The 16,801-nt window shown below is 67.6% G+C and carries 17 protein-coding genes; 10 read left to right on the top strand and 7 right to left on the bottom strand.

Annotated elements, in window-relative coordinates:
* The first annotated feature begins 132 nt into the window (after positions 1-132).
* On the top strand, positions 133-624 hold the full coding sequence (locus F0U60_RS11005; RefSeq protein WP_395817688.1) for a hypothetical protein: 492 nt from the start codon (positions 133-135) through the stop codon (positions 622-624).
* 26 nt (positions 625-650) lie between these two features.
* Entirely contained in the window at positions 651-1,454 is an 804-nt protein-coding gene (locus tag F0U60_RS11010; RefSeq protein WP_395817691.1) for a hypothetical protein, read from the top strand.
* 160 nt (positions 1,455-1,614) lie between these two features.
* Here F0U60_RS11010 and F0U60_RS11015 read toward each other — a convergent pair whose 3' ends face one another.
* Complete coding sequence (locus tag F0U60_RS11015; protein WP_395817694.1) at positions 1,615-1,845, bottom strand: hypothetical protein; 231 nt, start codon at positions 1,843-1,845, stop codon at positions 1,615-1,617.
* A gap of 85 nt (positions 1,846-1,930) precedes the next feature.
* Here F0U60_RS11015 and F0U60_RS11020 point away from each other — a divergent pair, with 85 nt between their 5' ends.
* Together F0U60_RS11020 and F0U60_RS11025 are read left to right on the top strand one after the other, a co-directional pair.
* Positions 1,931-2,716 (top strand): hypothetical protein, encoded by a 786-nt coding sequence (locus F0U60_RS11020; protein ID WP_395817697.1) that lies wholly within the window; start codon positions 1,931-1,933, stop codon positions 2,714-2,716.
* A gap of 26 nt (positions 2,717-2,742) precedes the next feature.
* Positions 2,743-3,549 (top strand): hypothetical protein, encoded by an 807-nt coding sequence (locus tag F0U60_RS11025; RefSeq protein WP_395817700.1) that lies wholly within the window; start codon positions 2,743-2,745, stop codon positions 3,547-3,549.
* Positions 3,550-3,558: 9 nt separating this feature from the next.
* Here F0U60_RS11025 and radA read toward each other — a convergent pair whose 3' ends face one another.
* Entirely contained in the window at positions 3,559-4,920 is a 1,362-nt protein-coding gene (radA, locus tag F0U60_RS11030; protein WP_395817703.1) for a DNA repair protein RadA, read from the bottom strand.
* Positions 4,921-5,125: 205 nt separating this feature from the next.
* Between radA and F0U60_RS11035 the strand changes: the two genes are divergently transcribed.
* The 6 genes from F0U60_RS11035 to F0U60_RS11060 all read left to right on the top strand — a co-directional run bounded on the left by F0U60_RS11035 (position 5,126) and on the right by F0U60_RS11060 (position 10,109).
* Entirely contained in the window at positions 5,126-5,395 is a 270-nt protein-coding gene (locus F0U60_RS11035; RefSeq protein WP_395817706.1) for a GlsB/YeaQ/YmgE family stress response membrane protein, read from the top strand.
* A 161-nt stretch (positions 5,396-5,556) separates the two neighbouring features.
* Positions 5,557-6,588, top strand: coding sequence for a biotin synthase BioB (gene bioB / locus F0U60_RS11040; protein ID WP_395817708.1), 1,032 nt, complete (start codon positions 5,557-5,559; stop codon positions 6,586-6,588).
* Complete coding sequence (gene bioF, locus F0U60_RS11045) at positions 6,589-7,794, top strand: 8-amino-7-oxononanoate synthase (protein ID WP_395817711.1); 1,206 nt, start codon at positions 6,589-6,591, stop codon at positions 7,792-7,794.
* 48 nt (positions 7,795-7,842) lie between these two features.
* Complete coding sequence (bioD, locus tag F0U60_RS11050; protein WP_395817714.1) at positions 7,843-8,556, top strand: dethiobiotin synthase; 714 nt, start codon at positions 7,843-7,845, stop codon at positions 8,554-8,556.
* A gap of 66 nt (positions 8,557-8,622) precedes the next feature.
* A complete protein-coding gene (locus tag F0U60_RS11055) occupies positions 8,623-8,940 on the top strand; it encodes a hypothetical protein (protein ID WP_395825185.1) in 318 nt (105 codons plus the stop codon).
* Positions 8,937-10,109 carry a pyridoxal phosphate-dependent aminotransferase gene (locus F0U60_RS11060; protein ID WP_395817717.1) on the top strand — a complete coding sequence of 391 codons (1,173 nt, stop codon included), beginning with the start codon at positions 8,937-8,939 and terminating at the stop codon, positions 10,107-10,109. The genes F0U60_RS11055 and F0U60_RS11060 overlap by 4 nt, the downstream gene beginning before the upstream one ends.
* Positions 10,110-10,121: 12 nt before the next feature.
* On the opposite strand, the gene F0U60_RS11065 is transcribed toward F0U60_RS11060, so the two are convergent.
* The 5 genes from F0U60_RS11065 to F0U60_RS11085 all read right to left on the bottom strand — a co-directional run bounded on the left by F0U60_RS11065 (position 10,122) and on the right by F0U60_RS11085 (position 16,753).
* Positions 10,122-10,559, bottom strand: coding sequence for a citrate lyase holo-[acyl-carrier protein] synthase (locus tag F0U60_RS11065; protein WP_395817719.1), 438 nt, complete (start codon positions 10,557-10,559; stop codon positions 10,122-10,124).
* 201 nt (positions 10,560-10,760) lie between these two features.
* Positions 10,761-12,305, bottom strand: a complete 1,545-nt coding sequence (locus F0U60_RS11070) for an ATP-binding protein (RefSeq protein ID WP_395817721.1) — start codon at positions 12,303-12,305, stop codon at positions 10,761-10,763.
* Positions 12,302-12,760 (bottom strand): response regulator, encoded by a 459-nt coding sequence (locus F0U60_RS11075; RefSeq protein ID WP_395817723.1) that lies wholly within the window; start codon positions 12,758-12,760, stop codon positions 12,302-12,304. Before F0U60_RS11075 ends, F0U60_RS11070 begins: the two co-directional genes overlap by 4 nt.
* A 12-nt stretch (positions 12,761-12,772) precedes the next feature.
* Positions 12,773-14,347 carry a PAS domain S-box protein gene (locus tag F0U60_RS11080; RefSeq protein ID WP_395817727.1) on the bottom strand — a complete coding sequence of 525 codons (1,575 nt, stop codon included), beginning with the start codon at positions 14,345-14,347 and terminating at the stop codon, positions 12,773-12,775.
* Positions 14,348-14,638: 291 nt separating this feature from the next.
* Positions 14,639-16,753, bottom strand: a complete 2,115-nt coding sequence (locus F0U60_RS11085) for an OPT family oligopeptide transporter (RefSeq protein ID WP_395817731.1) — start codon at positions 16,751-16,753, stop codon at positions 14,639-14,641.
* Positions 16,754-16,801 lie beyond the last annotated feature (48 nt).

Below are 16,801 nucleotides of genomic sequence, written 5' to 3' on the forward strand. Positions count from 1 at the left end.
GCGCGTCGCCGAACTCCGTTTCGTCGGCTTGTCCTGAGTCTCTTTGAAATCAAGCCCTGGAATGAACAGGGTCTCCAGGAGGGACGAGAGGAGGCCCGGGTCTATCTGGCCGCACTGAACCGAACCATCTTGGTGGGCAAGCACTTCACAGGTGGCACGGACTTCCAGGGAGAAACCCTGATTCGTTTCGCGCGGGGGCAGTACATCTGGCGTCTGGAGTGGCGGACCACCGAGCCAGGAGTGATTCAGTACCAATGGACCCGCAGTCAACAGCGCTTCGAGTCGCAAGCGGCGGCGTATGAGGCCGGGCAGTGGGTGGAACTCACCGAGCAGGAGATGCGGCAATACGGCGGGTGGTTGGGGCAGGCGGTGGAGGACATGGTCCGCCGACGCGAACGGCTTGCCACTTTCACTGGGGTCGTGGGGATCGTCATCGAGGTCGTTGGTACCGCCGCGACGGCTGTCTTCTCGGGTGAGATTTTCGGTCGGATGGGGTCGGGGACCGGTGCGAGGCAGCCCCCCACCCAGGGAGGTGGGCAGGTCATCCCCTTTCCAACGCAACAGCCTCCTGCCGTATCCCCGGTGCAGGTGCCTGCTGCGGCGGGCATGTCCCTTCCTCGATGAGCGCCCACCTTGATAGGACGCGATTCATGGCCCCAGGAGAGACTTCTTCGCTGCAACTGCCGTCGTTCCTGCATGGCACCTATCGCTCGATTCAGCAGAAGACGCGGATGGAGGGCCTTCGGTGCGCCGAGCAATACAAGAAGGACGGCGTCTTCTCCGCCCCCTCGCAGATGCTGGAGGTCCGTCTTGACGATGTGGTGTTGACACAGGGCGTAGCCGACTTCCAGCACGAGCGTCCGGTCTGGCGTCTGTACATGGTGTCAGATGTCATGAGCGCACTGTGGGAAGCCCTGGACTCGCAGAATTCAATCGTCGTGAGGGATGCCTACGAGGCGTTCTTTCGCGGGACGGCCTGGGGGGCGCTGTATTTTGCGCTCGAGCAGATGGGTCCGGTGAGCGCGCCGCGAACGGCGCAGCGCCTCCAGGCAGTGCTGCGCTTCTGGGAACCGCTTCAGTCTGTGCGCTACCTCTTCAAAACCCTGGGGACAGAGCTCAGTCTGGAGGACCTCATGAAGGCCTCCAGTGGCTGGGCGATGGATGCATGGTGCCCGGTGGGAGAGGCCTCGGTGCGCTCTCGCCTGGAGGTGGCGGCGGAGCGCATGGCGAGGGCGACGCGGGATGAATGCATCGAGGCCATCTTCCGGCAATTGCCCCAGGCTCTCGCGCACGCGGGCAAATTGAAGCACCGGCAAATATTGGCCGACCCTGCCTATCAGCGCGAGCGTCTCGCCACGCTCGACTCACGGTTCTTCGAGCGGGTGTCCGCCGCACGTACGGGAGATCTGATCTGGCTGTTGGTCAATTGGGACCACGAGCTCGGGTTGCAGTAGGCACCTGGCGCGATGTGCGCGTCCCCGTGAGCTCGTCGTTCGGAGCGAGGGGGGCCACTTCGTCGTTGACCTGACGGCGGTGGACACTGCGATGGCCCAGAGGCTGTTGCCCGGCTTTGCCCTACTGGGGAGGGCCTGGGTTTCCCGGGGTGCTCGGCCTCTACTGCGTCCTGACTCCGCGCTTGAGTGGGTGAGCGGAGCGGGAGGTGCCCGTGCGTACCGCCGTCGGCAGTCCCTTCATGTCCCAGGCCGTGCGGTGTGGGGCGGCCCTGTTGCTCGTGTTGGTGTTCTTCGGCTGCACCACGGGGGTTTCTTCAGTCAGGGGCCAGGAGGTGCCACGGTTCAGCGCGTCGCCGAACTCCGTTTCGTCGCCGAGAGTCCTCCTGGCCATGAGCGACGGTCCGCCAACGGGTGGGGCACCTACCGGCCCGACGCTCCGGGGCTACAACGTCCCCGGCAGGAGTCCGGATTCGCAGATGCCCTGGGAGTTCTTCCTGGGCAACGCCGCGCACCGCCTCATTGCATACATGTACGGAGTGAACCACCCGCGCAGTGTTGTCTACTACAACACCGAGAGGATTCAGGCCATCGTGACGAAAACCGGATTCGGGGATGCGTCCCGGCTGCTCCCGGAAGAGAGCAACCTACGTCCGGACATCACCGATGTTTTCATTCGGAGCCTTTTTGAAATCAAACCCTGGAATGACCAGGGGCTGCAAGAGGGCCGCGAGGAGGCGCGGACCTATCTGGCTGCATTGAACCGGACCCTCTTGTTTGGCAAGCGCTTCACCGGAGGCACGGATTTTCAGGGTGAAGTCCTGATTCGGTTTGCCCGGGGGCAATACATTTGGCGCCTGGAGTGGCGGACTACCGAGCCAGGTGTGGTCCTGTACCAGTGGACCCGCAGCCAGCGGCGTTTTGAATCCGAGGTGGCGGCGTATGAAGCCGGGCAGTGGGTAGAGCTCACCGTGCAGGAGTTGCAGAAGTACGGTGGGTGGGTGGGACAGGCCGTGGAGGGGATGGTCAGTCGGCGCGAACGGCTTGCCTCGTTCAGCGGGGCCGTGGGCATCGTCATCGAGGTTGTTGGCACCGCCGCGACGGGTTTCTTCTCAGGTGCGATCTTCGGTCAGATGGGCTCGGGGGTTCGTCAGCCCCCCACCCAAGGGGGTGGAGCACAAGTCATCCCTTTTCCAGCTCGATCGCCACCCACAGCACCCCCAGCGCAGGTTCCCGCTGCAGCGGGCATGTCTCTTCCTCAATGAGGACACGCTTTGATAGGACGCGCCCCATGGCGCCTGGACAGACTTCTTTGCTGCAACTGCCGTCCTTTCTGCATGGCACCTACCGCTCGGTTCTGCAGAAGGCACAAAAAGAAGGATTGCGGTGCGGCGAGCAGTACAGGCAAGCCGGACTCTTCTCCGCTCCCAGCCAGATGCTGGAGGTGACTCCTGGCGAAGTGGTGTTGACACAGGGGGTAGCTGACTTCCAGCACGAGCGTCCGGTCTGGCGCCTGTACATGGTATCGGATGTGATGAACGCATTGTGGGAGACCCTGGACTGGCAGAATTCAATCGCCGTGAGGGATGCCTACGAGGCGTTCTTCCGTGAGACGGCCTGGGGGGCGCTGTTCTTCGCTCTTGCTCAGATGGGCCCAGTGAGCGCCGAGCGCACGGCGGTGCGTCTGCGGGCGGTGTTGCGCTTCTGGGAGCCGCTCCAGTCTGCGCGCTATCTCTTCAAAACCCTGGGGGCGGCGCTCTCCCTGGAGGAGCTGATGGTGGCCTCCTGTGACTGGGCCATGGATGCGTGGTGCCCGGAGGCTGGAGATGCCCCAGTACGCACGCGCCTGGAAATGGTGGCGGAGCGCATGTCACGAGCGACCCGGGAGGACTGCATCGAGGCCATCCTCCGGGAAATGCCACGCGCCCTCGCGCATGCCGGCAAGCTGAAGTACCGGGACGAAGTGGCCGCCCCCACCTTCCAGCGCGAGCGTCTCGCTACTCTGGACCCGCGCGCTTTCGAGCATGCGTCTGGCGCTCGCACGGCGGAGCTCATCGGGCTGCTACATGACTGGGACCGCGAGCTCGGGCTGCAGTAGGCAGCCCGCTCAGTCGAACATCGCTCCCAGTGCCTCGGAGAGCGTCTCCACGCCCACGACCTCCAGCTTCGTGTCCTCCAGTCGCCGCGCGCTCCCCTTCGGAATGATGGCCCGCTGAAAGCCCATCTTCGCCGCCTCGGCGAGTCGCGGCTCCACCTGGCCCACCGCGCGCACCTCGCCCGCCAAGCCCACCTCGCCCAGCACCAGCGTGTGCGCCTCCAGCGGTCGGTTCTGCAGGCTGCTCACCAGCGCCGCGCACACCGCCAGGTCGCAGGCCGGCTCGGACAGCTGCATGCCTCCCGCCACGTTCACGAAGAGATCGCATCCCACCAGCGGGATGTCCTCCTTCTTCTCCAGCACCGCCGCCAGCAGCGCCACACGGTTGCCATCCACGCCAATGGCCGTGCGCCTCGCCGTGCCGTAGCCCGTGGGCGCCACCAGCGCCTGTACCTCCACCAGCAGCGGCCGTGTGCCGTTCAGCGTGCACGTCACCACGCTGCCCGCCTTGCCCGCGGGCCGCTCCGCCAGGAAGAGCGCCGACGGATCCGGCACCTCCACCAGCCCCGCGCCCTTCATCTCGAAGACGCCAATCTCGTTCGTCGAGCCAAAGCGGTTCTTGTGCGCACGCAGAATCCGGAAGGGGTGGCCGCGCTCGCCCTCGAAGTAGAGGACTGTGTCCACCATGTGCTCCAGCACGCGCGGGCCCGCGATGGAGCCTTCCTTCGTCACGTGCCCCACCAGGAACGTGGGCACCCCGCTGCGCTTGGCGAAGGCCATGAAGCGCCCCGCCACCTCGCGCACCTGCGAGATGCTCCCCGGCGCGCTGCCCAGCTCCGGCAGGTACATGGTCTGGATGGAGTCCACCACCAGCGCCCGCGGCTTGAGGCCCTCTGCCACCGCCAGCACCCGGTCCGCGTCCGTCTCCGCGAAGAGGTGGATGGCCTCGCTCTCCACCCGTAGCCGCTCGGCCCGCATCTTCGTCTGCCGCAGCGACTCCTCGCCCGACACGTAGAGCACCGGGCCCCAGCGCCCCAGCCTGTCCAGCGCCGCCAGCAGCAGCGTGGACTTGCCGATGCCTGGGTCTCCTCCCAGCAACACCAGCGAGCCGTCCACCACTCCGCCTCCGAGCACCCGGTCGAACTCGGCAATGCCCGTGCGTCGACGCTCCTCTTGCTCGCCGCTCACCTCGCGCAGCCGCACCGGCTTGGACGCCCCTCCCGAGGCCCCCCATGCCGGGCGCTTCTCGTCCACCTTCGCCTCGGTCTCCTCCACCAGCGAGCTCCACGCGCCGCAGTCGGGGCACTTCCCCAACCACTTCGCTGACTGGTACCCGCATGCCTGACACGTGTAGTGCGTCTTCGCCTTCGCCATGGAGCCTCTTGTCTAGCTCAGGACGGTTCCGTTTCCCTGCTTTCCCGCACGCCTGCCCGCCCTGACGCCGCGTCCGTCCGGGGGGCGAGCGGCCAGGCGGGGGAGTAAACTCCGGGTCCCCGTCAAGTTGTGCTTCTGGGGAGGGCTCACCACGTTGCTCCCAACTAGGGCCGCACGTCGCGGCGCTCTACGAAGGGAGACGGTAATGAGCATCATCTGGTTCATCGTGGTGGGTCTGGTCGCGGGTCTGATCGCTCGGGCGCTCCTCCCGGGCCGGCAGTCGATGGGTCTGGTGGCGACGATGCTGTTGGGCATCGTGGGCTCGTTCGTGGGTGGCTTCATCGGCGCGCTCTTCTCTCCGGGCCGGAGCGTTCTGGACCTCAACCCCTCGGGATTGATCATGTCCGTGGTCGGCTCCATCGTCGTCCTACTCCTCGTGGGCTGGGCGGGCCGAGGCCGTCGAATCCACGCCTGATGTCCGGGGCCCGGTAGGGGAGGGGTGCGAACCTCGCATTCCCGCCTCCCGGGCCCCCCGTGCTGTTCCGGGGCCGGGAAGTCGTCAACCCGGCCGCGATGCGTGGTTGACAAGGGCTGGCCGTCCACGCACCGTGCGCGCTCCCACTTCCTGAGGAGCCCATGTCCGACTCCGCCGCCCACGACTTCCACGGTCACGCCCACTTCGCCACGCCGCCCCCGGGTGTCGTCGTTCGCCACGACTGGACGCTCGCCGAGGTGCGAGGCCTCTACGAGCTGCCCCTGCTGGAGCTCATCCACAAGGCGCAGAGCGTCCACCGGGCTGTCTTCCAGGACAACAAGGTGCAGCTGTGCTCGCTGCTGTCCATCAAGACGGGCGGCTGCCCCGAGGACTGCGGCTACTGCCCCCAGGCCGCGCGCTACCACAAGGACACTGGCCTGGAGGCCGAGAAGCTCATGTCCGTGTCGTCCGTGCTGGACGCCGCCTCCAAGGCGCGCGCCGCCGGCGCCACCCGCTTCTGCATGGGCGCTGCCTGGCGCGAGGTGAAGGACGGGCCCCAGTTTGACAGTGTCCTGGAGATGGTCCGCGGCGTGAAGTCGCTCGGCATGGAGGCCTGTGCCACGCTCGGCATGCTCACCGAGAGCCAGGCCCGGCGGCTGCGCGAGGCCGGCCTCTCCGCTTACAACCACAACCTCGACACCTCCGAGGACAAGTACGGCGACATCATCTCCACTCGCACGTACCAGGACCGGCTCGACACCCTCGAGCGCGTCCGCAAGGCCGGCATCTCCGTGTGCTCCGGCGGCATCATCGGCATGGGTGAGTCCGTGGAGGATCGCTGCAAGCTGCTGCTCACGCTCGCCAACCAGGAGGTCCACCCCGAGTCCGTGCCCATCAACGCGCTCGTCCCCGTGAAGGGCACTCCCCTGCAGAACCAGAAGCCCGTGCAGTCCGTGGAGATGGTCCGCACCATCGCCACCGCTCGCATCCTCATGCCCATGGCCATGGTCCGCTTGTCCGCCGGCCGCATGCAGATGAACGAGGAGGCTCAGCTCCTGTGCATGCTCGCGGGTGCTAACTCGCTCTTCTTCGGCGAGAAGTTGCTCACCACCGGTAACCCTGAGTACACCCAGGACATGGCCCTCCTGGAGAAGGCCGGTATCCGTCCCCTGGAACCGGATACGTCGCGGTAAATGGCTCCGGATACGCGATACCCTCACCCCAGCCCTCTCCCGGAGGGAGAGGGGGTTTGCACGGCGTGGGCCCGGGCTGAGTTGGACTCTCTTGTCTCCCGCGGGTTGAAGCGGGTGCTGGAGCCGCTTGATTCTCCTCAGGGTCCACTCGTGCGCGTGGGGGACGAGACGCTCGTTAACTTCTCCTCCAACGACTACCTGGGTCTCGCTGCCTCGCCCTCTGTGCGCGCTGCCGCTGCCGCCGCTCTGGAGGGCTATGGGGTGGGCTCTGGGGCCAGCCGGCTCGTTGTGGGGGACTCCACCGTTCATCAGCGGCTGGAGGCTCGGATCGCCTCCTTCGAGCGCTCCGAGGCGGCTCTCCTCTTCAACTCGGGCTATGCCGCCAACGTCGGCACCCTCCAGGCCCTTGTCGGCCCCGAGGATGCTGTCTTCTCCGACTCCCTCAACCACGCCTCGCTTATCGACGGCTGTCGACTCTCGCGCGCTCGGGTCGTCGTCTATCCGCACTCCGATGTCGAGGCGCTGGAGCGGGCCCTGGCTTCTACTCCCGCTCGCCGTCGGCTTGTCGTCACCGACACCGTGTTCTCCATGGATGGAGACCATGCGCCCCTGCGGGAGATTGTTCGTGTCTGCCGGGCTCACGGTGCCGCGCTCCTCGTCGACGAGGCCCATGCCACAGGTGTCCTCGGGGCCCGAGGCGCGGGGTTGTGCGAGGAACTCGGGCTCTGTGACGCTGTCGACGTGCGCATGGGCACCTTGAGCAAGTCCCTCGGCGGACTGGGGGCGTACATCTGTGCCTCCCGCCCTGTCGTGGAACTCGTGCTCAATCGTGCTCGGCCCCTTGTCTACTCGACGGCGCTCCCTGCTGCCCTGTGCGCCGCCGCCGAGGCCGCCGTGGACATCGTCGAGCACGATGAGGCCCTGCGTGCCCGGCTGTGGCGCAACATCCGGCGCTTCTCCGCGGGACTGCGCTCGCTCGGGTTCGTCGCGGAGCCCCGGAGCGCCATCTTCCCTGTCATCGTCGGGGAGCCCGAGCGCGCTGTCGCGGCGGCTCGTGCGCTGCGCGCCCGCGGGCTGCTCGTCAAGGCCATCCGGCCTCCGACCGTCCCCGAGGGCACCAGCCGGCTCCGCTTCTGTCTCTCCGCCGCGCACACCGAGGGCCATGTGGACCTGGCACTCGAGGGGCTGCGCTCGCTGAATCTTTGATTCACGGACTGCTGAGTGGGAGATTCCTTGGCAACTCGAGCTTCCGAGATGCGTTGGCCGCGGTTCTTCGTCACGGGCACGGATACGGGCGTCGGTAAGACGCAGGCCTCTCGTGCCCTGTTGTCCCTGCTCGCTGATGCAGGGCTCTCTCCCCAGGGCTTCAAGCCCTATGAGAGCGGGTGTGCCTCCCTCTCCGCACCCGCGGACGCGCTCTCCCTGCGCGAGGCCGCCCGGAGCGACCTGCCCCTCGACATCGTCTGTCCGCACCGCTTCCGCGCTCCCCTGGCTCCCGGCATCGCCGCGCGCCGTCTGGGTCGCGAGCCCGACTGGAACGTCACCCTCGCTGCCTGGGAGCGCCTCCGGCACGGCTCCGTCGTCGTCGAGGGGGCCGGGGGGCTCTTTGTGGCCCTCGACTCCTCGCACGACGTCATCGACCTCATCTCCACGCTCGGCCTCCCCGTCCTGCTCGTCGCCCGCGCTGGCCTGGGCACGCTCAACCACACCGCCCTGTCCCTCGAGGCCCTCGCCGCGCGCAACATCCCTGTCGCGGCCGTGCTCCTCTCTCGGAGCACCTCCTCGCGCGACCCCTCTGAGCGCGACAACCCGGCCTTTATCGCCGAGCGCCACCGTGTCCAGGTTCTCGGTCCCGTGCCCTACCTGGTGGATCCTCGCCGACGTCACGCGGCCTTCCGAAAGGCGCTCGCACCGCTGGTGCAGAACGCGCTCGCTACAGGGCGCTCCAATCGCGCGCGAGGCCGATAAATCGGCCTCCGGAGCGATCCGGTACATGCGCGCGAGTGCAAGTTTTCGTGTCACTCGGCCGTGAAAATGGACGCATGTTTCGATCTGCGCGAGAACGCCCAACGAATGGCGGACATCATCGACCTCTCGCTCCTCGCCGATGCCAGGCGGTACTTCTCCAAGCTCCTCGACGCGCGTGGTCTCTCCTACTTCCTTCAGAAGGACGGCCAACGGCTCTTCCACATCGAGCCGGCCAAGGTCGAGCTCGTGGTTCGCACCGCCATCCGCATGCGCGCCGATGAGCTGCCCACTCCTCACCCGAAGGCCGTCGAGCACTGCCGGCGGGAGATCCGCCGCGAGCTGATCCGCCTCGTCGCCTCGGCCATGCTTCAGACGGGACTGTGAGCGGCTTCTCCGCGCGCACTGACTTCCCTCGCACCTGGAATCCCCTGGCGCGGGCCCTCGCCGAGCGCCGGGACCGCGGCCTCCCCCTGCTGGACCTCACCGAGACCAACCCCACCCGCGTGGGCCTGCCCTCACCCGAGCTGGCCCTGTTGGCGCACCCGGGGGCCCTCGGCTACGCACCCGAGCCCCAGGGGCTGCTGTCAGCCCGTGAGGCCGTGGCCGCGTACCTGGCCTCTCGCGGTGCCCACGTCTCACCTGCGCACCTCGTCCTCTCGGCGAGCACCAGCGAGTCCTACGGCTGGCTCTTCAAGCTGCTGTGCGAGCCCGGGGACAACGTCCTCGTCCCCGCGCCCAGCTACCCGCTCTTCGAGTACCTCACGCGGCTGGAGGGCGTGGAGACGCGCACCTACCGGCTGCCACGGGCGCACGGCTTCGGCCTGGATGTGGAGGCGGTGGCCGCTGCGAGGGACGCGCGCACCCGTGCCGTGCTCGTGGTGAACCCAGGCAACCCCACGGGGCACTACCTGCGAGAGGGCGAGCTGGACGCCTTGGGCAGGCTGTGCGCGGAGGTCGGGCTGGCGCTCATCTCGGACGAGGTGTTCTCCGACTTCGCCTGGGACGAGGAGCCGGGCCGAGTGCCCACGGTGGCTGGGCGCGAGCTGCCCATGCTCACCTTCTCTCTGTCGGGCCTGTCGAAGGTGGCGGGGCTGCCCGGCTTCAAGCTGGGGTGGACGCACGTGGGCGGGCCTGACGCGTTGCGTGACGAGGCCCTGGCTCGGTTGGAGCTGGTGGCGGACACGTACCTGTCGGTGAATACCCCCGTGCAGCTCGCCCTGCCTGGGCTGCTGTCCCACGCGCCCCGCTTCCAGGAGGCGCTGCTGACACGGGTGACGGAGAACCGGAGGCTGCTGCGCCAGGCCCGCCCGAGCGACGCCCACTGGGACGTGGTGCCTGCCCAAGGAGGGTGGAGCTCCGTGCTGCGCATTCCCCTGGAGCCCGGGGAGGAGGCCACGTGCCTGGCCCTGCTGGACGAGGGCGTGGTGGTGCAGCCGGGCTACTTCTACGACTTCACCCGCGGGGCCTTCCTGGTGCTGTCGTTGCTCCCTCCACCGGACGTCTTCACCGCGGCGCTGGAGCCGCTCGTGCGCGTGCTGGCCACGAGCGGGTAGGGCTCTTCGGGACTACCGTGCGGCCGGGGCCCCCACCAGCTCGCGGGGGACCTTGCTCGTGGTGCCGAAGCTCCCGGCGAGGCCGTAGCACTCGATGCACAGGTGCTTGTCCCACGCCGTCTGCTCCTCGATGCGGCTGGCCCTGCGCCGTGCCAGCAGCGCGGGCAGCTCCGTGACGAAGAGGCCGTAGAACCCCGCGGCATCCTCGAGCATCTCCGTGGGCGGTACACCCAGCCCCGCCTCCATCTGCTGGAGCCCGGAGAGGAAGAGGCGCTCGGCGTCCTCGTTCGACGCGGCTCCCCGTGGCACGTCCAGGGAGAGCTCGACGAGCGAGCGGCCCGACATGTTCCGGGCAAGCTCCTGGCGCACCTTATTGCGGTTTTCCCGTGCTTCCAGGACACGCGCCTCCTCGGCGCGCTCCAACGCTCGTTTTGCCAGGGCTGTGCTCATCGGCTCCTCCCCAGGGGCTCGGTGTGGGCCCGTCTCATTCCATTATTTGGAGATGCCTGACGCGGTTTCGTGATGCGCCTGACGAGATGAGGACGGCTCGCTCCAACTGCATGCATGCAGGGGGCCAAGCGTCTTCCACCTCGCAATCCCCTCCCGGCGAGGGCTGGGGAGTGGTGGAAAGTCCACGCTCGAGCCCTGGACTCATTCGGGGGCGTCCAGCGGCGGCATCTTCGCCATCAAGGCGCGCAGGCGCTGGGCGTCGATGGGCTTGTCGATGCAGGGCAGGCCGTTGTTGGCCAGGAAGGCTTGTGACTGCTCTGTGAAGGCCCCTCCGGTCATGAAGATGACGCGCTGCGCCTGCTCCGGTGCCAGGCGGGACAGCTCCTCATGGAACCGGGGACCGCTCATCTCCGGCATCATCAGGTCGCTCAGGATGATGTCGAAGCGCCGGCCCGAGGCCACCAGCGCCAACGCCTCCGCGCCCCGGGAGAGCACGGAGACCTCGCAGTGCGCGCCGAGCAGCCGCTGGACGGCGCGGCCCACAATGACCTCGTCATCCAGGACCAGGACACGCCGTTGGGGGAGCGGCTTGTCGGTGACCCGAGGGGAATGCTCGGCCACACCCTCCGTGGTGGGCAGGCGCAGGAGGAACACGCTGCCTCGCCCCGGCTCGCTCTCCACGCAGAGCTCCCCTCCCATCTCGGTGACGAGGCGGCGGCAGATGGCCAGCCCCAGTCCCGTGCCCACGCCCACCGGTTTGGTGGTGAAGAAGGGCTCGAAGATGCGCTCGCGCAGCTCCGGGGGAATGCCCCGACCGGTGTCGTGGATCTCCACCCGGACGTGGCTGGTCCCCTCCTGGCGCGTCACCACGCGGATTTCCTGGGTGGTGCTCTGGCCATCGGGGATGGCGTCGGCGGCGTTGACGAGCAGGTTGAGGAAGACCTGCCCGAGCGGCGCCTCGCTGCCGAGCACCGGCGTGCATGTGCCGTAGTCCTTGACGATGCGGGCGCGGTGGAAGATGTGGTTCCACGCCATGCGCAGCGAGGAGTCGAGCACCCGGTGCACATCCAGGGGGCCGCGCTGCTTGTCGTCCGGCCGGGAGAAGACCTTGATGTCGCGGATGATCTCCCGGATGCGATCGGCGCACAGGAGACAATCACGCAGCGCCTGCTCGTGCTCGATGGAGAGGGTCGACACGGGCACCGGCCCCTCCGCATCCTCGGGGTGGAGGATGAAGTCCAGGTTGGCCATGAGCGAGGCGAGCGGGTTGTTGATTTCGTGCGCCACGCTGGCGGCGAGCAACCCCAACGAGGCGAGCCGATCCGACAAGAGGAGCTGCTCCTGCAGCTTCCGGCGTTCGGCCCGGAGCGCGGCCTCGCGCAGCTCGCGGGCGACGGCGGGTCCCAGCCGGCCCAGCCGGTCCTTCAGCAGGAAGTCGTGGACGCCGGCCTTCATCGCCCGCACGGCCGTGTCCTCACCAATCTGTCCGGAGACGATGAGGAAGGGGATGTCCAGCCCCCGCCGCTGCACCATGGCGAACGCCGCCAGCGCGTCGAAGCGGGGCAACGCGTAGTCGGCGATGACGGCATCCCAGGGGCCCTCGTCGAGCGCACGCTCCAGGGCCTCGGCTGTCTCGACACGGGTGTGCGAGACGTCATAACCGCCGCGCCGCAGCTCGCGCAGCACCATCAGGGCATCGTCCTCGAAGTCCTCGATGAGCAGCAGTCGCAGCGGCGAGGCCATCATGCGCCCCTTCTCTGGGTGGGAAGCTCGTTGAGGACGAGCCAGTACATGCCGAGCTGACGCACCGCCTCGAAGAAGGCGGTGACGTCCACGGGCTTGTGGACGAAGCTGTTCACTCCGAGCTGGTAGCTCTCCACCAGGTCGCGCTCCTCCTTGGAGGAGGTGAGGACGACCACCGGCAGGGTGCGGGTCTGCTCGTGGGCGCGGATGCGCCGCAGTACCTCCAGGCCGTCGATGCGGGGCAGGTGGAGATCCAACAGGACGACCTGGGGCCGGATAGCGGGGTCGCGGTTGGCGTGCCGGCCCTGGATGAAGAGGTAGTCGATAGCCTCGGCTCCGTCGCGCACGACGACCACCGGGTTGTGGAAGTTGCTCTTGCGGAACGCCCGGAGCGTCATCAGCTCGTCATCGGCGTTGTCCTCGACGAGCAAGATGACGCGTTGACTCGGGTCGTACATAGCGGTGTCTCCTCAGTCGTGGAGGGTGAAGAAGAAGGTGGCGCCCTGTCCGACCCGGCCCTCTCCCCAGACGCGGCCCCCGTGGCGCCGGACGATGCGCTGCACGGTGGCCAGCCCCACGCCGTTGCCCTCGAACTCCTGCTGCGTGTGGAGCCGCTGGAAGACGCCAAAGAGCTTGTTCTGGTACTCCATGTCGAAGCCAGCCCCGTTGTCCCGGACGAAGTAGACGCGCCCCTTTCCCTCCTCCGGGGGCAGAATCCCGAACTCGATCTCCGCCTCGGACTTCTCGCGGGTGAACTTCCAGGCGTTGCCCATCAGGTTCTCCAGCACCAGGCGCAAGAGCTGCGAGTCCCCGCGGTCCACCAGCCCGTCCTGGAGCTGGAAGCGCACGGTGCGCTCGGGCTTCCAGCGCTGGAGCTGCTCGGCGATGGAGCGTGCCAGGGCGGACAGGTTGACCTCCGTCTCCACGAACTCGGTGCGGTTGACGCGCGAGAGCGCGAGGATGCCGTCGATGAGCTCGGACATCCGCTGCGAGGAGGCGCGGATGCGCTTGAGGTAGTCCAAGCCCATGTCATCGAGCTTGTCCGTGCAGTCCTCGGCCAGCGCGAGGGTGAAGTTGGAGATGCTGCGCAGCGGGGCGCGCAGGTCATGGGCCACGGAGTAGGCGAAGGCCTCCAGCTCGCGGTTGGAGAACTCGAGCTGGGCGGTGCGCTCGGCGATGCGGCGCTCCAGGTCCGCGTTGAGCCGGCGCACCTGCTCCTCGGCCTCGCGGCGCTGGGTGACGTCGGTGATCATCGCCATCGCACCGATATAGTTGCCGTTGTCGTCGAGGATGGGCCCGGTCGAGACCATGGTCCAGATGCGAGTCCCGTCCTTGCGCACGAGCTGGAAGTCATCGAGGAGGGCGGACCTGCCCTGGCGCCGATCCTCGACGTAGCGCTCCATGAGCGCCATGTCCTCCTTGCGGATGACGTCGAAGAGGGTCTTCTGCATCATCTCCTCAACCGAGTAGCCCAGCATCTGGGCGAAGTAGCGGTTGACGTAGACGGTGCGGTTCTCCGTATCGACCGTCCAGATGCCCTCTTGGGCGGACTCCACGATGAACTGGAAGCGCTGCTGGATGCGGCGCCTCTCGGCCTCGGCATGACGCTGTCCCGAGGTATCGCGCAGGTGGAGGGTGGCCCCCAGGAGCGTGCCCTGGCGGTCGCGTACGGGTCTGGCGCTCGCGTGGCAGTGCTGGCCGTCCGGGAGCATGGCATTGCGGACGAAGAGGTCCTCCGAGGGGGACTCCTCTCCCTGGAGGGCGCGGTACAGCGGGAGCTTTTCGGACGGGCACCGCGTCCTCATGTCCGGGTAGAAGATGCCGTAGCGCTCGCTCCAGGTGTCGGGGAGCGCGTCCGTGAACCCGAGGCCGAGGATCCGGCGGCCCTGCGCGTTGATGTAGAGCTGCTTGCCCTGTGCATCGACGATCGCCAGACCCTCGATGGAGTTGTCGAGGATGGTGCGCAGCAGGGGGTGGTGCTCGGCCTGGAAGAGACTTTCGGCCAGCTCATCGGAGAGCTCGTTCGAGAGGGGCGTGGCGGTCATGGCGTTGGAACGAAGGCCGCCACCGGGTGGAGGGCGCGCAGGGCCGGCTCGTGCATTGAGAGAATGGTAACAAAATTCCACGCCGAAATGACCGGTGGAGGACAGGAGTCCCTGGTGGGCCCACGAGAGAGTTGACTCGGGCCGGGAGATAGGAAGCGGGTCTCGGAGGGGGAGCGGGCAGGCGGCCGGAGGGCGGGCCCTTCTCTCCGCATCACGAGACAAAAAAGGAGCGCTCGACGGAAGGACTCACGCCGAGCGCTTCGAGCTACGACTGACTGCGAAGTCCGGGTGCTACGCCTGCGAGGGCTTGCGCGAGATGCGGTACAGCACGAAGCCCATGAAGGCGAAGGCGAGGACGCCGATGAGGTGGTAGCCGCTCTCGCCCACGGTGTGGTGCAGGGCCTGCTCCACGGACAGCTTGGAGATGGCCGCGCTGACGCCCTCGTTCACCGACAGGATGGCGACCACGACGCCCGCCAGCGCGCCGCCGGCCACCAGGCCCGTGGAGAAGAGGTTGCCGGGCCCCAGCTCGGACTCCTCCACGTGCTCGCCCTTGCGCGCCGCCATGTAGTCCGACAGGCCCTTGATGGCGCCGCCCACGAAGATGGGCGCGGTGGTGGACAGCGGCAGGTACGCGCCCACGGCGAAGGACAGCGACTTCACGCCGCACAGCTCCATCGTCACCGACAGGAAGACGCCCACCAGCACGAACTGCCAGTCCAGGTTGAAGGACAGCAGGCCCTTGATGAGCGTGGCCATCAGCGTGCCCTGTGGCGCGGGGAACGCCGCGGTGCCAATCATGTGCTCCACGCCCTGCGCGCGCATCGCCTCCGTCGGCGTGTCCAGCAGCTTCATGGTGAGGCCGATGACGATCGCCGCCGCCACCGCACCAATCATCAGGCCGAGCTGCTGCGCCCGTGGGGTGGCGCCCACCAGGTAGCCCGTCTTCAGGTCCTGCGACGTGGCGCCCGCGTTCGCCGCGGCGATGCACACCATGCCACCCACGCACAGCGCCATGGGCTGGTACACGTCACCCGTCCAGCCGATACCCACGAAGATGAGGCACGTGGCCATCAGCGTGGCGATCGTCATGCCGGAGATGGGGTTGGACGACGAGCCGATGATGCCCACGATGCGCGAGGCCACCGTCACGAAGAAGAAGCCGAACACCACGATGAGGATGCCCAGCAGCAGGCGGCCGAACACCGTGCCCGGCAGGAAGGGCAGGGCGGCCATCACCAGCACGAGGCCCACGCTGCCGAAGAGCACGACGGTGATGGGCAGATCCCGCTCGGTGCGCTTCTGCGCGACCGCCGCGGCGCCCTCCTTGAACGACGACAGGCTCTCCTTGAAGGCCGCGACGATGGTGGGCAGCGTCTTGAGCAGCGTGATGAAGCCGCCCGCGGCCACCGCTCCCGCACCAATCTGCCGCACGTAGGCGCGGTAGATGGCCACCGCCGTATTGGAGAAGGTGTGGGTCACCGGATCCCACCCACCCGAACTGCCCGGGCTCGTGATGCTCTTGAGCTCGCCCAGCTTCACCAGCTGCATCGCGATGGTGTCCGGAGGCACCACTGAGGCCAGCAGCGGGATGATGCCCAGCCACGCCAGCACGCCACCGGCCACCAGCACGCCGGCGATCTTCGGACCGACGATGTAGCCCACGCCCAGGTACTCGGGGGTGATGTCGCCGTTGAGCGTGGCGGACGGGAAGAACTTGTTCGTCTGCTTCGTCACCAGCGCCGGCGTCTCGGCGATGAGCTTCACGATCTTCTGCAGCAGCGCGTACACGAAGGCGAAGCCCACGCCCTGGAAGGCAATCTTCGCCAGGTCGCCACCCTTCTCACCGGCGATGAGCACCGAGGCGCACGCCGTGCCCTCGGGGTAGGGCAGGTTGGCGTGCTCCTTCACGATGAGCGAGCGCCGCAGCGGCACCATCATCAGCGTGCCCAGCACGCCGCCCAGCAGCGCCAGCGTGAAGATGGTCCAGTACTCGAAGAAGCTGGAGCCCTTGCTGTCGGTGCTCAGAAAGAGGAAGCCGGGCAGGGTGAACACCACGCCCGCGGCGATGGACTCGCCCGCGGAGCCGATGGTCTGCACCACGTTGTTCTCGAGGATCGTCGAGCCGCCCAGCTTCTTGAGCAGCGAGATGGCGAGCACCGCGATGGGGATGGAGGCCGAGACGGTCAGGCCTGCCTTCAGGGCCAGGTACACCGTCGCGGCGCCGAAGATGACGCCGAAGACCACGCCGATGCCGATGGCCTTCGGGGTGAACTCGGCGACGTCGGTGCGCTCGGAGGGGATGTACGGCTGAAACTCGGCTGCTGTCTGGGCGACTTCGCTCGAGGCGGCGCCAGTCGGAACAACATCGTTCCGAGCTGCCTCGGTCTTGGCTGTTTCGGGCATTTTTGGGGGCTCCCGTGGTGGGGGACGGCCGTGTCGGGGAGTGTTCTA

The organism is Archangium minus (genome assembly GCF_044360475.1).
GTDB lineage: Bacteria > Myxococcota > Myxococcia > Myxococcales > Myxococcaceae > Archangium > Archangium minus.